At 57.7% G+C, this 17,237-nt stretch carries 19 protein-coding genes; 13 read left to right on the top strand and 6 right to left on the bottom strand.

Features of this window, described 5'->3' with window-relative positions:
- Nucleotides 1-2: 2 nt before the first annotated feature.
- Nucleotides 3-1,580 carry a bifunctional metallophosphatase/5'-nucleotidase gene (locus AC2FLP_RS14470; protein WP_496684493.1) on the bottom strand — a complete coding sequence of 526 codons (1,578 nt, stop codon included), beginning with the start codon at nt 1,578-1,580 and terminating at the stop codon, nt 3-5.
- A 107-nt stretch (nt 1,581-1,687) separates the two neighbouring features.
- On the opposite strand from AC2FLP_RS14470, the gene AC2FLP_RS14465 reads away from it, so the two are divergent.
- From AC2FLP_RS14465 to arsC, 4 genes are read left to right on the top strand one after another with little or no spacing between them, the layout of a single operon-like run.
- On the top strand, nt 1,688-2,026 hold the full coding sequence (locus AC2FLP_RS14465) for a DUF952 domain-containing protein (RefSeq protein ID WP_299901590.1): 339 nt from the start codon (nt 1,688-1,690) through the stop codon (nt 2,024-2,026).
- A complete protein-coding gene (locus tag AC2FLP_RS14460; protein ID WP_496684489.1) occupies nt 2,023-2,454 on the top strand; it encodes a DUF1330 domain-containing protein in 432 nt (143 codons plus the stop codon). The genes AC2FLP_RS14465 and AC2FLP_RS14460 overlap by 4 nt, the downstream gene beginning before the upstream one ends.
- A complete protein-coding gene (locus AC2FLP_RS14455; RefSeq protein WP_299901600.1) occupies nt 2,451-3,509 on the top strand; it encodes a quinone-dependent dihydroorotate dehydrogenase in 1,059 nt (352 codons plus the stop codon). The genes AC2FLP_RS14460 and AC2FLP_RS14455 overlap by 4 nt, the downstream gene beginning before the upstream one ends.
- On the top strand, nt 3,506-3,847 hold the full coding sequence (gene arsC, locus AC2FLP_RS14450; RefSeq protein WP_299901605.1) for an arsenate reductase (glutaredoxin): 342 nt from the start codon (nt 3,506-3,508) through the stop codon (nt 3,845-3,847). Before AC2FLP_RS14455 ends, arsC begins: the two co-directional genes overlap by 4 nt.
- Here arsC and AC2FLP_RS14445 read toward each other — a convergent pair.
- The 3 genes from AC2FLP_RS14445 to AC2FLP_RS14435 are packed head-to-tail and all read right to left on the bottom strand — an operon-like array spanning nt 3,844 to nt 6,102.
- Nucleotides 3,844-5,160, bottom strand: a complete 1,317-nt coding sequence (locus AC2FLP_RS14445) for an MATE family efflux transporter (protein WP_117869538.1) — start codon at nt 5,158-5,160, stop codon at nt 3,844-3,846. The genes arsC and AC2FLP_RS14445 overlap by 4 nt on opposite strands.
- 2 nt (nt 5,161-5,162) lie before the next feature.
- Nucleotides 5,163-5,681 (bottom strand): PaaI family thioesterase, encoded by a 519-nt coding sequence (locus tag AC2FLP_RS14440; protein WP_117869539.1) that lies wholly within the window; start codon nt 5,679-5,681, stop codon nt 5,163-5,165.
- A 1-nt stretch (nt 5,682) separates the two neighbouring features.
- Entirely contained in the window at nt 5,683-6,102 is a 420-nt protein-coding gene (locus tag AC2FLP_RS14435; protein ID WP_496684484.1) for a PaaI family thioesterase, read from the bottom strand.
- Between the two features lie 115 nt (nt 6,103-6,217).
- On the opposite strand from AC2FLP_RS14435, the gene AC2FLP_RS14430 reads away from it, so the two are divergent.
- From AC2FLP_RS14430 to AC2FLP_RS14395, 8 genes are all read left to right on the top strand, one after another.
- The gene (locus AC2FLP_RS14430) at nt 6,218-6,586 is read left to right on the top strand and encodes a MerR family transcriptional regulator (protein WP_152457425.1); all 369 of its coding nucleotides are present in this window, start codon (nt 6,218-6,220) and stop codon (nt 6,584-6,586) included.
- 269 nt (nt 6,587-6,855) lie between these two features.
- Entirely contained in the window at nt 6,856-7,257 is a 402-nt protein-coding gene (locus AC2FLP_RS14425) for a MerR family transcriptional regulator (RefSeq protein WP_117869542.1), read from the top strand.
- 42 nt (nt 7,258-7,299) lie between these two features.
- Nucleotides 7,300-9,081 (top strand): acyl-CoA dehydrogenase C-terminal domain-containing protein, encoded by a 1,782-nt coding sequence (locus AC2FLP_RS14420; protein ID WP_496684480.1) that lies wholly within the window; start codon nt 7,300-7,302, stop codon nt 9,079-9,081.
- Nucleotides 9,082-9,136: 55 nt separating this feature from the next.
- The gene (locus tag AC2FLP_RS14415) at nt 9,137-9,349 is read left to right on the top strand and encodes a hypothetical protein (protein WP_117869544.1); all 213 of its coding nucleotides are present in this window, start codon (nt 9,137-9,139) and stop codon (nt 9,347-9,349) included.
- A gap of 133 nt (nt 9,350-9,482) precedes the next feature.
- Nucleotides 9,483-10,121, top strand: a complete 639-nt coding sequence (locus tag AC2FLP_RS14410; protein WP_496684477.1) for a glutathione S-transferase family protein — start codon at nt 9,483-9,485, stop codon at nt 10,119-10,121.
- Between the two features lie 11 nt (nt 10,122-10,132).
- On the top strand, nt 10,133-11,344 hold the full coding sequence (locus AC2FLP_RS14405) for an acetyl-CoA C-acetyltransferase (RefSeq protein ID WP_496684473.1): 1,212 nt from the start codon (nt 10,133-10,135) through the stop codon (nt 11,342-11,344).
- Nucleotides 11,344-11,832: a cupin domain-containing protein gene (locus tag AC2FLP_RS14400; RefSeq protein WP_496684470.1), complete on the top strand. Its 489-nt coding sequence runs from the start codon at nt 11,344-11,346 to the stop codon at nt 11,830-11,832. The genes AC2FLP_RS14405 and AC2FLP_RS14400 overlap by 1 nt, the downstream gene beginning before the upstream one ends.
- Nucleotides 11,825-14,026 (top strand): 3-hydroxyacyl-CoA dehydrogenase NAD-binding domain-containing protein, encoded by a 2,202-nt coding sequence (locus AC2FLP_RS14395; protein ID WP_496684467.1) that lies wholly within the window; start codon nt 11,825-11,827, stop codon nt 14,024-14,026. Before AC2FLP_RS14400 ends, AC2FLP_RS14395 begins: the two co-directional genes overlap by 8 nt.
- Before the next feature lie 56 nt (nt 14,027-14,082).
- On the opposite strand, the gene AC2FLP_RS14390 is transcribed toward AC2FLP_RS14395, so the two are convergent.
- Entirely contained in the window at nt 14,083-14,856 is a 774-nt protein-coding gene (locus AC2FLP_RS14390) for a Hint domain-containing protein (protein ID WP_496684454.1), read from the bottom strand.
- 284 nt (nt 14,857-15,140) lie between these two features.
- The gene (locus AC2FLP_RS14385; protein ID WP_299901629.1) at nt 15,141-16,076 is read right to left on the bottom strand and encodes a DMT family transporter; all 936 of its coding nucleotides are present in this window, start codon (nt 16,074-16,076) and stop codon (nt 15,141-15,143) included.
- Nucleotides 16,077-16,223: 147 nt separating this feature from the next.
- Between AC2FLP_RS14385 and AC2FLP_RS14380 the strand changes: the two genes are divergently transcribed.
- Nucleotides 16,224-17,237, top strand: a complete 1,014-nt coding sequence (locus AC2FLP_RS14380; RefSeq protein ID WP_117869550.1) for a hypothetical protein — start codon at nt 16,224-16,226, stop codon at nt 17,235-17,237.

Raw genomic sequence — 17,237 nt, 5'->3', positions numbered from 1 at the left:
AGTCACTTCTGCTTGATGCGCCCATCAACATAAGACTGATACGGAGCATTTGCCGCCAGGTATTCGGCAGTTACATCCGCAAGATCCGGACCGAAGTCATAGGCGTTCTTGTCGTCACCCTCGAACATCGCGTACCCATCACCACCGTTGCGGACGTAGTTATTGGTTACGACCAGGTAGGTTTTATTCGGGTCAATCGGAACAAAACCGTCGCCCTCGGCGACCATCACATCAATGATACGCCCTTCGTTCGGCGCAACACTGGGGTCCCAGGTAAAGCGCAGGCCGGCGACCTGAGGAAAACGCCCCTTCACGTCTTCCACCTGACTGACACCATTTTCAAGCGCGTCGATCACGGTCTGTCCGGTAATCTCAAAAGTTGACAGGGTGTTCTGGAACGGCAACACGGTCAGCACTTCGCCCATGGTCACATCTCCGGGATCGATAGACGCCCTCAAACCACCCGAGTTTGCAATGGCAATCTGTACACCCTGATCGGCAACCCGCGCCAGCATCGCATCAGCAACAAGATTGCCCATCTGGCATTCCTGCACACGACACACAGCGCGATCGCCTTCGATGGCTTCAGCCGTGCTTGCAACAACCTTGTTTCGGATTTCATCCAGAGGCACCGCCAGTTCCGCGATCCGGTCCAATGCGGCCTGATCCTCGGTCACAGTGTTGTCCATGATCAAAGGTTCACCAACGGCTTCGACCACATTGCCGTCATCATCAAACGTGACGTTCAATTCGCCCAGAAATTTACCGTAGGCATACGCCTGAACGATCTGCACACCGTTGACCACTGTAGGATACGGGCCAACAGCCTTGTCTGACGCATTCGAAAGATAGGTATTCGAATGGCCGCCGACGATTACATCGACCCCGCTTGTCTCTGCCGCGACACGCTGGTCGACGCCATAGCCTGAATGGCTGAGCACGATGATCTTGTTGACGCCTTCGTCCGTCAGCCTGTCGACCTCGGCCTGCACCGCCGGTACCGGGTCTGAAAAGGTCACGTTGGGACCGGGCGACGCAAGTTCATGCGTATCGATCGGCGTAAGCCCGATCAGGCCAATCTGTTCGCCACCCACCTCGATCACAGTAGATTTCTTGATGTGGTCGGTCAGAAGTTCTTCGTCGCGAATATCGGCATTGGACATCAAGACCGGGAAATCGACCGAGTCGATAAAGCCACGCAACACTTCCGGGCCATCGTCAAACTCGTGATTGCCCACGGTCATGGCGTCATAGCCCAGCTTGTTCATGAACTCGGCAGCGACTTTTCCCTTGTAGTACGTGTAGAAAAGAGACCCCTGAAACTGATCACCACCGTCCACCAGAATCGAATTGTCGGCACGTTCACGTGCTTCGTCTATGGCAGTTACCAGGCGCGCCGATCCACCAAAGCACTTTCCTTCGGCATTGTCTTCTGCGTCGCATCCGCTGTCGTATTTATTGATCGGCTCGAAACGCGAATGAAAATCGTTGGTGTGCAATATTGTCAACTTGTAGTCGGCTGCCGCAACACCAGCGGTCAGGCCCAGAACCGCAACTGAAGTCAAAATTCGGGTCTGCATCATGGTACTCCCAGTTGTTATTTGTGGTGATCGTGCGCGCATGACGACAGAGAGTCAAAGAAGAAATCCGACTTGATTCCATCTTCGGCGCGGGGCATCAGGTCCGTATGCTGATTTACAAGATTTTCCGAGCCGAAGAGTGGGCCGCCTTGCAAAACCAGGGTGCCTCAGACGGCGCACCGATTGATGTCGCTGACGGGTTTGTCCACTTTTCCACCGCTGAACAAGCCGCTGAAACCGCAGCCAAGCATTTTGCCGGTGTCGATGGGCTGACTGTGTTGGCCTGTGACGCAGATGCGATGGGCGACGACCTGAAATGGGAGGTCTCGCGCGGCGGTGCCCTGTTCCCGCATCTCTATCGCCAGATCCGGATGAGAGATGTTGTCTGGTCACGCCCTCTGCCTTTTGACGGCACCGCGCACCAGTTCCCCGGGGACATGTCATGACATCCTATATCGACCCGGACCGCGACCAGTTCGAGGCCTTCAAGGCATTGGATCGAGACCGCCCGATCGAAATGCTCAATCTGGTAAAGTTTCGGGCCAAGGCGCAGTACCCAACCGCCCATGAACTGGCGAATGCCGGGCTGACCGGAGCGCAAGCCTATCAGAACTACGGGGCTGAAACCGCTCCGATCATTGAACGTATCGGGGTGAGCATCCTCTGGCGTGGGGTGTTTGAATCAACCCTCATCGGGCCATCGGATGAAACATGGGATGCCGTCTTTGTTGCGCGCTACCCGACTGCACATGCGTTTCTTGAAATGGTAACGGACCCGGTCTATCGGGCGGCCGTAATCCATCGTCAGGCTGCGGTGGAAACGTCGCGCCTGATCCGATGCGGTTCAGGTGAAGCCGGGACGGCGTTCGGATGAAACTGACAGAAAAACTGGGGCTGGCCGCCCTGCACCGCATGGACCCCGAGACCGCCCACGGGATGTCGATCAAGGCATTGAAGTCCGGACTCGCACCCGCGCCAGGGCCAGTGACAACACCGCGCCTGAAAACCGTCGTTGCCGGGCTGGCCCTGCCGAACCCGGTTGGGCTGGCCGCCGGGTTCGACAAAAATGGCGAGGTTTTGACCCCGCTGTCCCGCGCCGGGTTCGGATTTGTCGAAGTCGGGGCGGTCACGCCGCGTCCGCAGCCGGGGAACCCCAAACCCCGCCTGTTTCGACTGACCGAGGACAGGGCAGCCATCAACCGCTTTGGCTTCAACAATGAAGGCATGGAGGTGATGGCCAAACGGCTGGCAGACCGCCCCAAAGACGCGGTCATCGGCCTGAATCTTGGGGCCAACAAGGACAGCGAAGACCGTGCCGGCGATTTTGTCAAAGTGCTGGCCCATTGTGCCGAACACCTGGATTTTGCAACCGTCAACGTGTCATCCCCGAATACGGAAAAGCTGCGGGATTTGCAGGGCAAAGCCGCACTCACCGCATTGTTGAGCGGTGTGATCGAGACGCGTGATGCGCTGCCGCGCCCGCTGCCGATCTTCCTGAAAATTGCACCGGATCTCACCGAGGTGGAATTGCAGGACATCGCCGAGGTCGCCCGCGAAACCCGGGTGGACGCTGTGATCGCCACCAACACCACCCTGTCCCGCGACGGTTTGCGCAGCGTACACAAAGACGAAACCGGTGGTTTGTCGGGCGCCCCGCTGTTTGAAAAATCCACCCGCGTACTGGCTCGGCTGAGCAAATTGACGGGCGGGGATATCCCCCTGATAGGCGTTGGCGGCATCAGCAATGCCGAGCAGGCCTACGCCAAGATCTGTGCCGGGGCATCGGCTGTGCAGTTCTATACTGCGATGGTGTATGGCGGCATTTCCCTGGCGGCTGACATCGCTGAAGGGCTGGATGACTTGCTGGCTCGTGACGGTTTTGACACCGTATCGCAAGCTGTCGGCAGCAAACGAGAGGATTGGCTGTGATCGAATACTGGCACAACCCCCGCTGTTCCAAATCCCGCGCCGGACTGGCACTGTTGGAAGAAAACGGTGCGCAGATCACCGTTCGAAAGTACCTGGAAGACGCGCCTTCAATCGACGAACTTCGCGTCGCACAATCCGCCCTAGGGCTGTCACCTATCGAAATGATACGCAGAGGCGAAAAACGGTTCAAGGAATTGGGGCTGAGCAAAACCTCGCCCGACGAAGACCTGATCCGTGCCATGGCCGAAAACCCGATCCTGATCGAGCGGCCTCTTGCAATTGCCGGAGACAAAGCCGCCATCGGACGTCCACCAGAGAACCTTTTGACGCTGCTCTAGGACACCTGTGCCTCAAGCTTGGGATAGCGCCAGCCCATTGTCACTCCACGTGCAATATTGAGCACCATCAACGCGGCCCACAGGCCGTGATTGCCGAAACTCGGCACCAGTATGAAAAGTGCGACCACATAGATCGCCACTGACTGAATCATCGCATTGCGCATGGCGCGGGTCCAGGTGGCACCGATGTAGATACCGTCGAACATCCAGCTTGCCACTCCGATCACCGGAGCAATCGCTGCCCAGAAGAGAAACTCACGCCCGGCCTCGCGTACCTGCTGTGAGGTTGACATCAGGTCGATCAGCGCCGGGCCGGCTAAGAAGAAAAACGCTCCCAGCAACAGCGCCCCCCCAACACCCCATTGTGAGGCCATGACAGAAGCGCGACGCACCTGATACCTGTCTCTGGCCCCGACTGCGCCTCCGACCAGCGCTTCCGCGGAAAAGGCAAACCCATCAAGTGCAAAGGCCGTGATTTCAAGAAATTGAAGCAAGACCTGATTGGCGGCCAGATTCACGTCACCCAGATCCGAGCCAACAAAAAGGAATGTGGTGAACGATCCGGTCAACAGAACGGAACGCAGCATGATATCACCGTTGACCTGCAACATGCGCCGCAGCCGGGCAGCATCGAAAACCCGCGCCCAATCGCGCCAGATTCCGTCTGCGAACCCATCCCGGCAAAGCCATAACCCCAATGCCAATCCTGTCCATTCTGCAATCAGGGTGGCAATGGCTACTCCCTCGACCCCCCAGCCAAGTCCAAGAACGAACCACAGGTCGAGAACGATATTCACCCCATTCATCCAGACCTGAAGGACGAACACGCCGCGCGTGCGCTCGACGGCAATCAGCCAGCCGGTAACAGCATATAATGCAATGGTGGCAGGTGCCCCCCAGATGCGAATCTCCAGATAGGATCGGGTCAGGGCTTCGACTTCGGGGCTTGCCGGGGAAAGCGCAAACGCACCCGCAAAAACAGCCACTTGCGCAAGGATGAAGAACAGCCCAGCCGCGCCACCCAGCATCAGGCCGCGCATCAGCAACGCCCGGGTTTCAACGATGTCACCTGCCCCGCGTGCCTGCGCCGCCATCCCGGTGGTTCCCATCCGCAGAAAACCGAAGATCCAATAGACAGTGGACAGAATCACAGCGCCGATGCCGACCGCCCCGATTGGGGCCGCCTCGCCCATCTGACCGACTACGCCCGTATCCACCGCACCAAGTATGGGAACAGTGGCATTCGACAGGACGATCGGCACCGCGATCTTCAACACCCGTCTATGCGTGATGGGCGCCGAGGCGTCCTGCATGGTCAGCTCTGATCTCTGGGGGGTTGCGGCATCAGGAAATGCCCGGAAGCCTGCGCAAACAGTTTCGCATGATTGTCCTGCCAGGCTTCAACCCGGACCGAGGCATAACGCCGCCCGGATCTGCTGATGAAGGCCCTTGCATATGCGTCCCGAGGAAGGCCCGAGCGCAGATAGTCGACGGTAAAGTCGATGGTCTTGGGAAAGCGGATATTCGGGTCGGTCACAATGGCCTCTCCGTCGATCTCGCCACTTTCGATGCGCGGGAAAAAATGTTCCCAACTAAGGGTAATGACAGCGGTCACTTCGAGGAATGCCGCGGTTACACCGCCATGAATCGCAGGCAGGAACGGGTTGCCAATCAACTTGTCATCGAAGTTCAGAACACCGGTCAGTTCATCCCCGCGCCGGTCGAAGCTGATATTGAGAAAGCGGATGTAAGGCACACCGTCAACCAGCGCACGCAACGCTGCATCGCGTCGCTGCTTGACCACCTGCATTGGTTCGGGACGAGGTCTTGCCATGTTATTTCCCCTCAACCGTAAAGGATCCAGAGGCAGTGGCCACCGGCAGGTCCTTGTCGTCGTCCATAGCCGTCGCTCGTACAAAAGCCACGTTCCGCGTGATGTGATAGCAGACGGCGTGCGCTGTGACCGTTTGACCCGGTGTCGCCGCGCGCATGTAGTCAATTCGCAGATCGATCGTAGCTGTCCCGCCGGGGGCCGACGGGTGGCTCATCACAGCAGCACCGCAGCATGTGTCCAGAATTGTGGAAATCGCCCCGCCGTGAATCACCCCTGTGCGCGGATCACCGATCAGATCCTCATTGTAGGGCAACGTGATTTCTGCCTCGCCATCGCCGATCTGCGTGAGCTTGAGGTTCGATGCCCGCGCGTGGGGGATCGCCTCGATAAACTGGCGGGCTAAAACTGTCTTGTCGACCATATGTTTGCGTCCTGTTCTCTGCCCGTCCTTTATGAGCCGCTGTTTCCGCAAAGGGCAAGCCCACCTGTTGCGCTTGGGATCGGGACCGCCTAGGTTGCTGACAAGGAGATCGGGAATGTCCAACAACCGTTTGTCATTCAAAGAGATGTGCGCCGAGTTCGACGTAACCCCGCGCACTCTGCGCTATTACGAATACATCGAGCTTTTGCAACCGGACCGTGAAGGTCGGTCGCGGTTTTACGGCCCGCGAGAATGCGCGCGGATGAAGCTGATCATGCGCGGGCGCAAGTTCGGATTTCCTCTGGAAGAAATTCGTCAATGGCTTTTGATCTACGAGGATCAGGGCAATGAAGCTCAAATGGCTACTTTCGTCGAGATGGCGGACCGCCAGATGAACGAGCTTCAGCAGCAGCGCCAGCAACTGGATGAAGCCATGGACGAACTCAAGCGTCTGCGCGACCAGACGGCCAAATCTTTGGGATAGCCGCCGCTCCCATTCCGCATATCCAAAATGATCACTCCGAACCCGCACAAGCATGTGCGCAGTGTTCCGCCATTGCGAAGGTTTTGGCGGGAAAACCCGCTTGACGTTGCGGAAAGAAAATTGCGTCAAACCTTGCTTACGTGACCGGATGTTACGTCAACTTGGAAATGACGCAGCGTCTGGATTACGTAAACGTCACTCTCATGTTGTAAAGCGCATACCAACTGCGCAACTCATATCTCATGACGCCAGTGACGAGAGTATGACGAATGACCGAAGATGTGATGACCATCCGCGAGATGTGCGAGACCTATGATGTCACACCACGCACCTTGCGGTTCTATGAGGCCAAGGAACTTCTGTTCCCGATCCGTGAAGGCCAGAAACGTCTGTTCACCAAGCGTGATCGGGCGCGGCTCAAACTGATCCTGCGCGGCAAACGATTTGGGTTCAGCCTAGAAGAAATTCGGCAACTGCTGGATTTGTACCATGTCGGCGACCAGCAGGTCACTCAGATGACCCGCACCTATGAAATCGCGTGCGAGCGTCTGGAGGATATGGAATCGCGCCGCGAAGAGCTGACACAAGCCATCGACGATCTGAAAGAGCAGTTGCGCTGGGGCGAGAAAGTCATCGCCTCGATGAAACAGGAAAAGAAGGCAGCCGAGTAACCTCGACCTGTCATCCGGACATATGAATTAAGGGAGCTTCACATGCCCGTTTACAACGCGCCAATCAAAGACATGCAGTTCATCCTGCACAACGTACTGAATGTCTCGCAGTCGGATATCCCCGGCTACAACGAACTGGAAGCCGAGTTTACCGGCGCGGTTCTGGAAGAAGCCGGCAAGGTTGCCACCAATGTTCTGCATCCGCTGAACGTTGTCGGCGACACCGAAGGATGCCGGTTGGAAAACGGCATTGTGTACACCCCGACCGGGTTCAAAGACGCCTTCGAGCAGATGAAGGAAGGTGGCTGGACTGGCCTCGACATGCCGGAAGAGTATGGCGGTCAGAACATGCCCTATGTGCTGGGGACCGCCGTGGGCGAGATGTTCTCGGGCTCCAATCAGGCTTTCACAATGTACCAGGGCCTGACGCACGGTGCTGCGTCGGCGATTCTGGCGCACGGAACGGACGATCAGAAGAACACGTACCTGCCCAATATGGTCAGCTGTGAATGGACAGGCACCATGAACCTGACCGAGCCGCATTGCGGCACCGATCTGGGCCTGATGCGCACCAAGGCCGAGCCGCAGGGCGATGGCAGCTACAAGATCACCGGCCAAAAGATCTTTATCTCGTCGGGCGATCACGACATGGCAGACAACATCATCCATCTGGTGCTGGCAAAAATTCCCGGCGGCCCCGAGGGTATCAAGGGTGTCTCGCTGTTCATCGTCCCAAAGTTCATGGTCAACGAAGACGGCTCCCTGGGTGAGCGCAACGGAGTCTCGGTCGGCAAGATCGAAGAGAAAATGGGCATCCACGGAAACTCGACCTGCGTCATGAACTATGACGAGGCCACCGGCTGGCTGTTGGGAGAAGAACACAAAGGCATGCGCGCCATGTTCACCATGATGAACGAAGCGCGTTTGGGTGTGGGCATGCAAGGCCTGTCTCAGGCCGAAGCTGCGTATCAAAATGCTGTCGAATACGCCAAGGACCGCTTGCAAGGCCGCGATGTTACTGGCGCAAAGAACCCGGACGGCCCCGCCGATCCGCTGATCGTTCACCCTGACATCCGGCGAAACCTGATGGACCAGAAAAGCTTCACCGAAGGTGCACGCGCATTCATTCTGTGGGGTGCCACGATGATCGACAAGGCGCACCGGTCGGGCGACAAGGATGCAGACGGCCTGATTTCGCTGTTGACCCCGGTCATCAAAGGTTTCCTTACAGACGAGGGCTATGACATGACCGTTCAGGCCCAGCAGGTCTATGGCGGCCATGGCTACATCGAGGAATGGGGCATGTCGCAATATACCCGCGACGCCCGGATCGCCATGATCTACGAAGGTGCCAACGGCGTTCAGGCGCTCGACCTGGTGGGCCGCAAGCTGGCGCAGGACGGCGGCAAGCACGTCATGGCCTTCTTCGACATGGTCAAAACCTTCTGCAAGGAAAACTCCGGTAAGAATGAAGCCTATGACAAGGCCTTCATCGAACCGTTGAAAACCGCGTCAAAGGATCTTCAGGCCGCTGGCATGTACTTCATGCAGGAAGGCATGAAGAACCCCAACAACGCTCTTTCCGGTTCTTATGACTTCATGCACATGTTCGGCCATGTTTGCCTGGGCCTGATGTGGGCGCAGATGGCCAAGGCCGCGCAAGAGGCTTTGGACGGTAGTGCGTCGGACAAAGCGTTCTACGAAACCAAGATCGACACCGGCCGCTTCTACATGGCCCGCCGTCTGCCCGCCACGGCGATGCATCTTGCACGCATCCAGACCGGCGCGGACACGGTAATGGTACTGGACGCTGCGAATTTCTGATCACAGTCTGGGTTCGGGTAACATTGCCCGGACCCAGCCTTTCGAAGGAAACCACATGCCGAAACGTTTTCGCCTGACCCGCCGCTTTCCGATCGCAATGACCGAGGACGGGTACCGCAAGCTCAAAGCGTTCGCGCGCGAGGCTGGCCTGGACGAAGGCGAGGCACTTTCGTTTCTGTTCGAGAATTTCAACAGTGTAATTGATGAGGAGAACCTGACCCACCGCCTACGCATCTTCAATTCCGAGCTTGAGGCGCGGAAACGTTAACAAAACCAGCCACCTGATCTCGGGTGGGCGTTTTTTCAGAAAGATGAACTCCAAGGGCGCTGCCTATTGGTTGGTCTTTCTCGAAATACGCGAATGTCGACTTCGTACCATGCGCCTTGGGAGGGGCGAGCACATGTCCATCAAACTTCATTGCTTCGGAGAAAGTGGGAACAGCTACAAGGCTGCTTTGGCACTGGAAATGTCCAGTTTGGAGTGGGAACCGGTCTTCGTCGACTTCTTCAAAGGTGTAACCCGCACGCCTGAGTATCGCGCCGAAGTGAATGAAATGGGCGAAGTACCTGTTCTGATCGACGGCGATTTTCGCACCAGCCAATCCGGCGCCATCCAGGCCTATGTGACTGAGAAGTCCGGCAAGTTCGGCGGTAAGGACCGGGAAGAGAACTATGACATTCTACGCTGGGTGCTTTGGGACAATCACAAGCTCAGCTCGATGGCGGGCCTGACCCGGTTCCTGATCAACTTTCTGCCCGAACAGCATCGCAACCCGGATGTGATCGCCTTCAACCAGGACCGCCTGAAGGCTGCCTATCAGGTGCTGAACGCGCATCTGGAAGGCCGAGACTGGATCGTTGGTGACGGCGTGACCAACGCCGACCTTAGCTGCTGTGGCTATCTCTATTACCCAGAACCTTTCGGCTTTGATCGTGCCGACTGGCCCCATATCGACGCCTGGCTTTCTCGCCTGTCCGAGCAGCCCGGCTGGAAACACCCCTATGACCTGATGCCCGGCAACCCGTCGGATCGAGCTTGAGGAGAAGACCCATGACCGAAGCATATATTTATGACGCCCTGCGCACACCGCGCGGCAAGGGCCGCAAGGATGGCAGCCTGCACGAGGTAACCTCGGTGCGCCTGTCCGCCCTGACCCTGAACGCGATGAAAGAACGCAACAACCTTGAAGGGCACGCCGTCGAGGACGTGATCTGGGGTAACGTCACGCAGGTGATGGAACAAGGCGGCTGTCTGGCACGCTCGGCGGTCCTGGCCTCGGATCTGGACCAGTCGATCCCCGGCCTGGCGATCAACCGCTTCTGCGCGAGCGGAATGGAAGCAGTGAATTTGGCGGCAAACCAGGTCAAAGGCGGCGCAGGCGACGCTTACATCGCAGGTGGCGTTGAGATGATGGGTCGTGTTCCCATGGGCAGCGATGGCGCGGCGATTGCCGTTGACCCCTCTCTGGCGATGGATACCTACTTCGTGCCGCAGGGTATCTCGGCCGACATCATTGCGACGGAATATGGGTTCAGCCGCGATGACGCAGACGCTCTGGCGGTTGAATCGCAAAAGCGCGCGGCCGAAGCTTGGGCCGACAACCGGTTCGAAAAGTCGGTCATCACCGTCAAGGATCAGAACGGCCTGCCCATTCTGGACCGTGACGAATACATGCGCCCCGGCACCGACATGCAAAGCCTTGGCGCATTGAACCCGTCCTTCCAGATGATGGGCGAACAGATGCCCGGCTTCGACAAGGTAGCAATGTTGAAATACCCGCATCTTGAGCGGATCAATCACATCCACCACGCGGGCAACAGCTCGGGCATCGTGGATGGTGCGGCTGCGGTCTTGATCGGCAACAAGGAATTCGGCGAGAAATATGGCCTGAAACCGCGCGCCCGCATCAAGGCCACCGCCAAGATCGGCACCGACCCGACCATCATGCTGACCGGCCCGGTTCCTGTGACCGAGAAGATCCTGGCTGACAACGGCATGAAGATCAGCGATCTGGACCTGTTCGAGGTCAACGAAGCCTTTGCCTCGGTCGTGCTGCGGTTCCAGCAGGCATTCGATGTCGATCCCGCCCTGGTCAATGTCAACGGCGGCTCGATCGCGATGGGACACCCGCTGGGCGCAACCGGTGCGATTATCATCGGCACTTTGCTGGATGAACTGGAGCGTCAGGACAAGGAAACCGGTCTGGCCACGCTCTGCATTGCGTCCGGCATGGGTGCGGCAACGATTATCGAGCGCGTCTGATGCCCAAACTGGATCTTTCACAGATACCGTTCAAGGGCGGCTCGTCCTACCCCGGCAGGCTGGCCGAGGCGACTGCGGGTCGTTTCATTCAGCGGATCGGGGATGCGGGCGGCCTGACCCAATACGGGGTCAACATCGTGCGGCTTGAACCGCGGGGCCTGTCTTCGCTGCGCCACTACCACATGGAGCAGGACGAATTTGCCATCATGCTCAGTGGCACCTGCGTGCTGATCGATGACGATGGTGAGCATGAGATGTTGCCCGGCGATTGCGCCGCTTGGCCCGCAGGTGAGGCCAATGGCCATCATCTGGTGAACAAATCCGATGCGCCCGCAACCTTTTTGGTGGTGGGCACGCGAACCCCGACCGAGACCGGCTTTTACAGCGACATAGACATGATGGTGAAGGATGATGAGAACGGTTTCTCCTTCACCCGCAAGGACGGCAGCCCGCTGACGGCTGACCAGATTGGAGATGACAATGACTGATTTCACTCTGACCAAAGACGCGGACGGCGTCGCCTTTGTTACCTGGGACGCCCAGGGAAAATCCATGAACGTGCTGACCCGCGAAGCTTTTCAAGAAGTCAGCCAACTAATTGATCAGGCCCTAAGCGACGACGAGATCAAAGGTATTGTCATCACCTCGGGCAAGGAAGGCTCTTTTGCCGGCGGCATGGACCTGAATACACTGGCGACTATCCGTCAGGAAGCGGGTGACGAACCCGCACAGGCATTGTTTGATTTCGTCATGGGCGGGCACCACATCCTGCGCACGCTGGAATTGGCGGGCATGGACCCCAAGACCAAGAAAGGCGGCAAACCCATCGCCTGCGCGATCAACGGAACTTGCGCCGGGATCGGGACCGAGATCGCACTGGCCTGTCATCACCGAGTTATGACCAGCAACCCAAAGTCCAAGATCGGTCTGCCTGAGATCCTGCTGGGCATCTTCCCCGGCGGAGGTGGCACCATCCGTTACAGCCGCATGGTTGGTGCGATGGCGGCGGCCCCCGTACTGCTTGAAGGCAAGATGATGGACCCGGCCAAAGCCAAGGGCGCACAGTTGATCGATGCAGTTGCAGACGATCCGGTTGCCGCAGCCAAAGAATGGGTTCTGAATGCCAAGGACGCTGATCTGGTGAAACCCTGGGACGCGAAGGGCTACAAGATGCCCGGTGGCGCGCCTTACCACCCTGCCGGATTCATGACCTTCGTGGGCGCAAGCGCCATGGTTCACGGAAAAACTCAAGGCGCCTTCCCTGCGGCCAAAGCCCTTCTGAGCGCGATCTATGAAGGCGCGCTGGTTGATTTTGACACCGCTTTGAAAATTGAAGCCCGCTGGTTCACCAACGTTCTGATGAACCCCTCCTCGTCGGCGATGATCCGGACACTGTTCCTCAACAAGGAAGCGCTTGAAAAAGGCGCGGTCCGTCCGAAAGGTGTGCCCGATCAGCGCGTCAAGAAAATCGGCGTTCTGGGCGCCGGCATGATGGGGGCCGGTATTGCACTGGTTTCTGCCCAAGCTGGCATGGAAGTCGTTCTGATCGACCGCGATCAGGAAGCGGCCGACAAAGGCAAAGCTTATACCGAAACCTATCTGGACAAGGGTATCAAGCGCGGCAAGGTCACGGCTGAAAAGAAAGAGGCCATGCTGGCGCGCATCACGGCGACACCGGATCTGGACCATCTGAAAGGGTGTGACCTGATTATTGAAGCCGTGTTTGAAGACATTGGCGTAAAGGCCGAGATGACCAAAAAGGTAGAGGCGATCATCCCGGAAGATTGCATCTTTGCCTCGAACACGTCGACCCTGCCGATCTCGGATCTGGCCAAGGCAAGCGTGCGTCCGGAACAATTCATCGGCATCCACTTCTTCTCGCCGGTCGAGAAGATGTTGCTGGTCGAGATCATCAAGGGCAAGGAAACCGGTGATCGCGCGGTGGCCAAGGCACTGGACTATGTGCGCCAGATCCGCAAGACACCCATCGTCGTCAACGACGCCCGCTTCTTCTACGCCAACCGCTGCATCATTCCGTACATCAACGAAGGCGTGCGGATGATCGCCGAGGGTGTAAACCCTGTGCTGATCGACAACGCGGCGCGTCAGCTGGGCTTCCCGGTGGGGCCGATACAGCTGACCGACGAAACCTCGATTGATCTGGGTGCCAAGATCGCCCGTGCGACCAAGGCAGCCATGGGCAATGCCTATCCGGAAAGCCCCTCGGACGATCTGATCTTCTGGATGGAAGAACAGGGCCGTCTGGGGCGCAAGGCGAATGCCGGCTTCTTCGTCTATGACGAAAAGGGCAAACGTGTCGAATACTGGAAGGGTCTTCAGGAAAAATATCCACTTGCCAAAGACCAGCCCGACCTGATCGAAGTACAGGAGCGTCTGATGTTCGCGCAGGTTCTGGAAGCGGTTCGGGCGCTGGAAGAAGGCGTGCTGGAAGACATCCGTGAGGGCGATGTGGGCGCCATTCTGGGCTGGGGCTTTGCGCCGTGGTCCGGTGGTCCGCTCAGCTGGCTCGACATCATCGGCACGCCCTATGCGGCCGAACGATGTGATCAGCTGGCCGAGAAATATGGCGAACGCTTTGCCTGCCCGTCGCTGCTGCGTGAGATGGCCGAGAAGGGTCAAACCTTCTACGGGCGCTTCAACCCCGAAGCAAAGGCTGCCTGAAACAGTGATGCAGGCGCGTGAGATCACGCGCCTGCATCTTTTTTGTCAGTGTTTGGTTAGATCTGCCATTCGGGCCGCAGAAACAGCACCGGCGCGTTTGGACGCCCCGGTCGACCCGGTCGCCTGACCCCAGAGGGCGGACGGATCGGAAATATCGGCTCCTGCGGAATGGGTGCAGGCAGGGCACCCAATGGGTTGGCAAGGGCTGACATATCGCCCCTGCTTGCAATCAGGTTGACCAGTTCTGTACCGGTCTCTTCATCAGCGACATCGTAACCAGGCCCGCTGGCCGTGCCGCGCATGTTGAAAAGGCCGGAAGGGCAGTAAGCCTGCAGGCCGCCTTCAACAAAGATCACCTGATCTTCGTCGAAAAACAGGGAACGGACCTCAAACGACGATCCCGGTGCCTGCGACATAAACCGACCCACGCCGTTCAGCAATCGTGCGGACACTACGGAACACACGCTGGCCCTGACATCAGACCGTGTCAGGTTCAGAGCAATGCCCTGCTCGGGCATCAGCCAGACGGGACGCCCGTTATATGCGGCGCGTGCAGGTACAAAAACCGGCAAATACTCCGAACGGCGCTCTTCGGCAGAAATGACCACGACGCTGGTCGAGATGCGGCGCACCTCTTTGAACCCGTGATCCAGTGTTCGGACCAGATCGCCAACTGCTATGCGTTCCACCGGTTTCCACCCGCTGGTTGTCGCAATCTTCGTGCCGTTCAAAAATCCGCCACGGCGCGCATTCACGGCGTGGTTCAAACTGGATGGATCGGTTTCGGACGACTGATCAAGATATACAGAAATACTCGTAACTTCAGACACGTGCCTAACCCCCTTTGGCACAAACTCACTATGCCAAACAGCTAACATCAAAAATCGAGACTGTCTTATTTCAGACAGATTTATGCCCAATTTGGGCCGTCTCAACGTATTTTTGTAGAGATCTCGTAAACACTGACAGGCCACAAACCGGCTTTTGTGCCATTTTCGAAACGGACACCATGTTGTGTTCGTTCGAATCCACCTGCCCCCGATCAGACGAAATGAAGTCGCTTATTCAGATTGCAGCATTTTAAAACCGTTGACAGAGTGCGGTATTGCACGCGTCAGGCAAGTTCTTGCTGGGTGGATGACCGTTTGGCCCGCCAGCCCAGCAAAACCCCTGCTGTCGCGATCAGGACGATCCCGGACACCTGCATCAGATCGAGGGTTTGACCCAGTGCGACGAATGCAAAGAGCGGCCCGAAGATCATCACCGAATACTCGAACACGGCCACGTAAGAGGTCTCGCCTACCTGATAGGCTTTGATGAGCATGAAGACCGCAATCGTCGACCCGACTGCCTGAATTGAAATCCATTGCAATGCGGGCCCCACGCCCCAGACCCATCCCCGCGTGACAAAGCCTTCGGGCCCGTCCAGCGTGGCAACAGGCGAGACCGTGAACAAAATAACCCCCACGGCCCCTGACAGGCCAAGGGTAATGACCATGGCCGCCAGCATCGCAACCGTGCTTTCACGCGCGCAATATGTCCGCGTCATGATCGAACTCAAGGCATAGAAAAAACCAGCGGCAATCGGGAAAACCGAACGCATATCAAACTCGACCGGGTTTGGCTGCAAAACCAGAAGAGTACCCGAAAAACCGATCAGTACAGCCAGAATGCGCCACGGCCCTATCTTTTGTCTGAGCGCAATGGACGAAATCAACAGCACGAAAATCGGGGAGGTGAACAACCCTGCCAGGGCTTGCGCAATCGGCATCATCGACAGAGACGCAAAATAGAAAAACATAGCCGTTGTGATCAACAAACTGCGTAAGATGACAGGTCCCCACCGATGCGGCCTCAGCCCACCCAGCCCCAGAAAGGAAAGGCCAACAATCAGCGGCAGCATCAAAAGTGCCCGCATAAAATGGAATTGCCACAGCCCGACCGTCTCGGCCAGCAGGATCACAACGTTGTCGATCACGCCGATAATTGCCATCGCAGCTACCATCAGGGCCGAAGCCAGCACCGGGGCGGTGGACGTGTCTGCCTGCATTTTCGCGCCTCTGTTGCGATCAAAGATCGGCGATCTTTTTCCTGACGGGTATCCAGCACAAATCGGAATGCCTGCGCAACAGGTTTGCGCCCGGGGATTTTGCCATGCTAAGCTGCGGCAAAACAATTTCGAGCAGACCTCAACCAGATGACGGCCCTGAAAAAGTACCAGCGGATCGAAGCCACCGGTCTGTGGCGCCCTTCGCCCGATGAACAGCGGCGCGAAGTTGTGGTATCGATTGGCAAAGCAACCCTGACAATTTCCGATTTCAATGACAGGGCTTTGACTCATTGGTCCTTGGCGGCGCTGGAACGGCAGAATCCCGGTGCCTTTCCGGCTGTTTTCAACCCCGATGGTGATCCGGATGAGACACTGGAACTGGGAGAATCCGAAACCACGATGCTCGAAGCGATCGATCGGCTGCAACGTGCCATCGAACGCTCTCGTCCCCGTCCCGGCCGTTTGCGCTGGATGAGCGTCGGAGGCGTTGTGGCAGCGGTTCTGGCGGTATTGTTGTTCTGGTTCCCCGGTGCTTTGCGAAACCACGTTGTCTCGGTCGTGCCCGAGGTCAAACGACAGGAGATCGGAGACACGATTTTGCGTCGGATCGAGCGCGTCTCGGGACCGGCCTGCACGTCTGTGGATGCGCAGGCTTCGCTGAATCAGTTGGCCCACCGTACAGGCGTCCGGCAGATCATTATTCTGCCCGCAGGTGTTCAGGACAGCCTCAGCCTGCCCGGTGGCACCGTTCTGTTAAATCGTGCCCTGGTAGAAGACCATGAAGACCCTGCCGTCGCAGCAGGTTACATTATCGCAGAGCGCGCGCGTACGGCGCTCAACGACCCGCTGGATGATCTGCTGGACAGAACCGGGGCATCCTCGGCCTTTCGGTTGTTGACGACCGGGGAACTGACCCCTGAGATCATTGACACGTATACCGAACAGGTCCTTTCGCAGCCCCGACCATCCCTTCCGGACGAAGACTTGTTGGCGATGTTCTCACAAAGCGCCCTGCCCTCTACCCCTTACGCCTATGCTCAGGACATTACCGGTGAATCAGTACTGGGTCTGATTGAGGCTGATCCCATGGTCGGCCGAACCCTGGAACAGGTGTTGCCGGACCGCGATTGGGTCCGGCTGCAAAACATATGCGGCGAATAA

The organism is Ruegeria sp. CDSA141, assembly GCF_059612005.1.
This window is presented reverse-complemented; position numbering and strand designations above follow the sequence as displayed.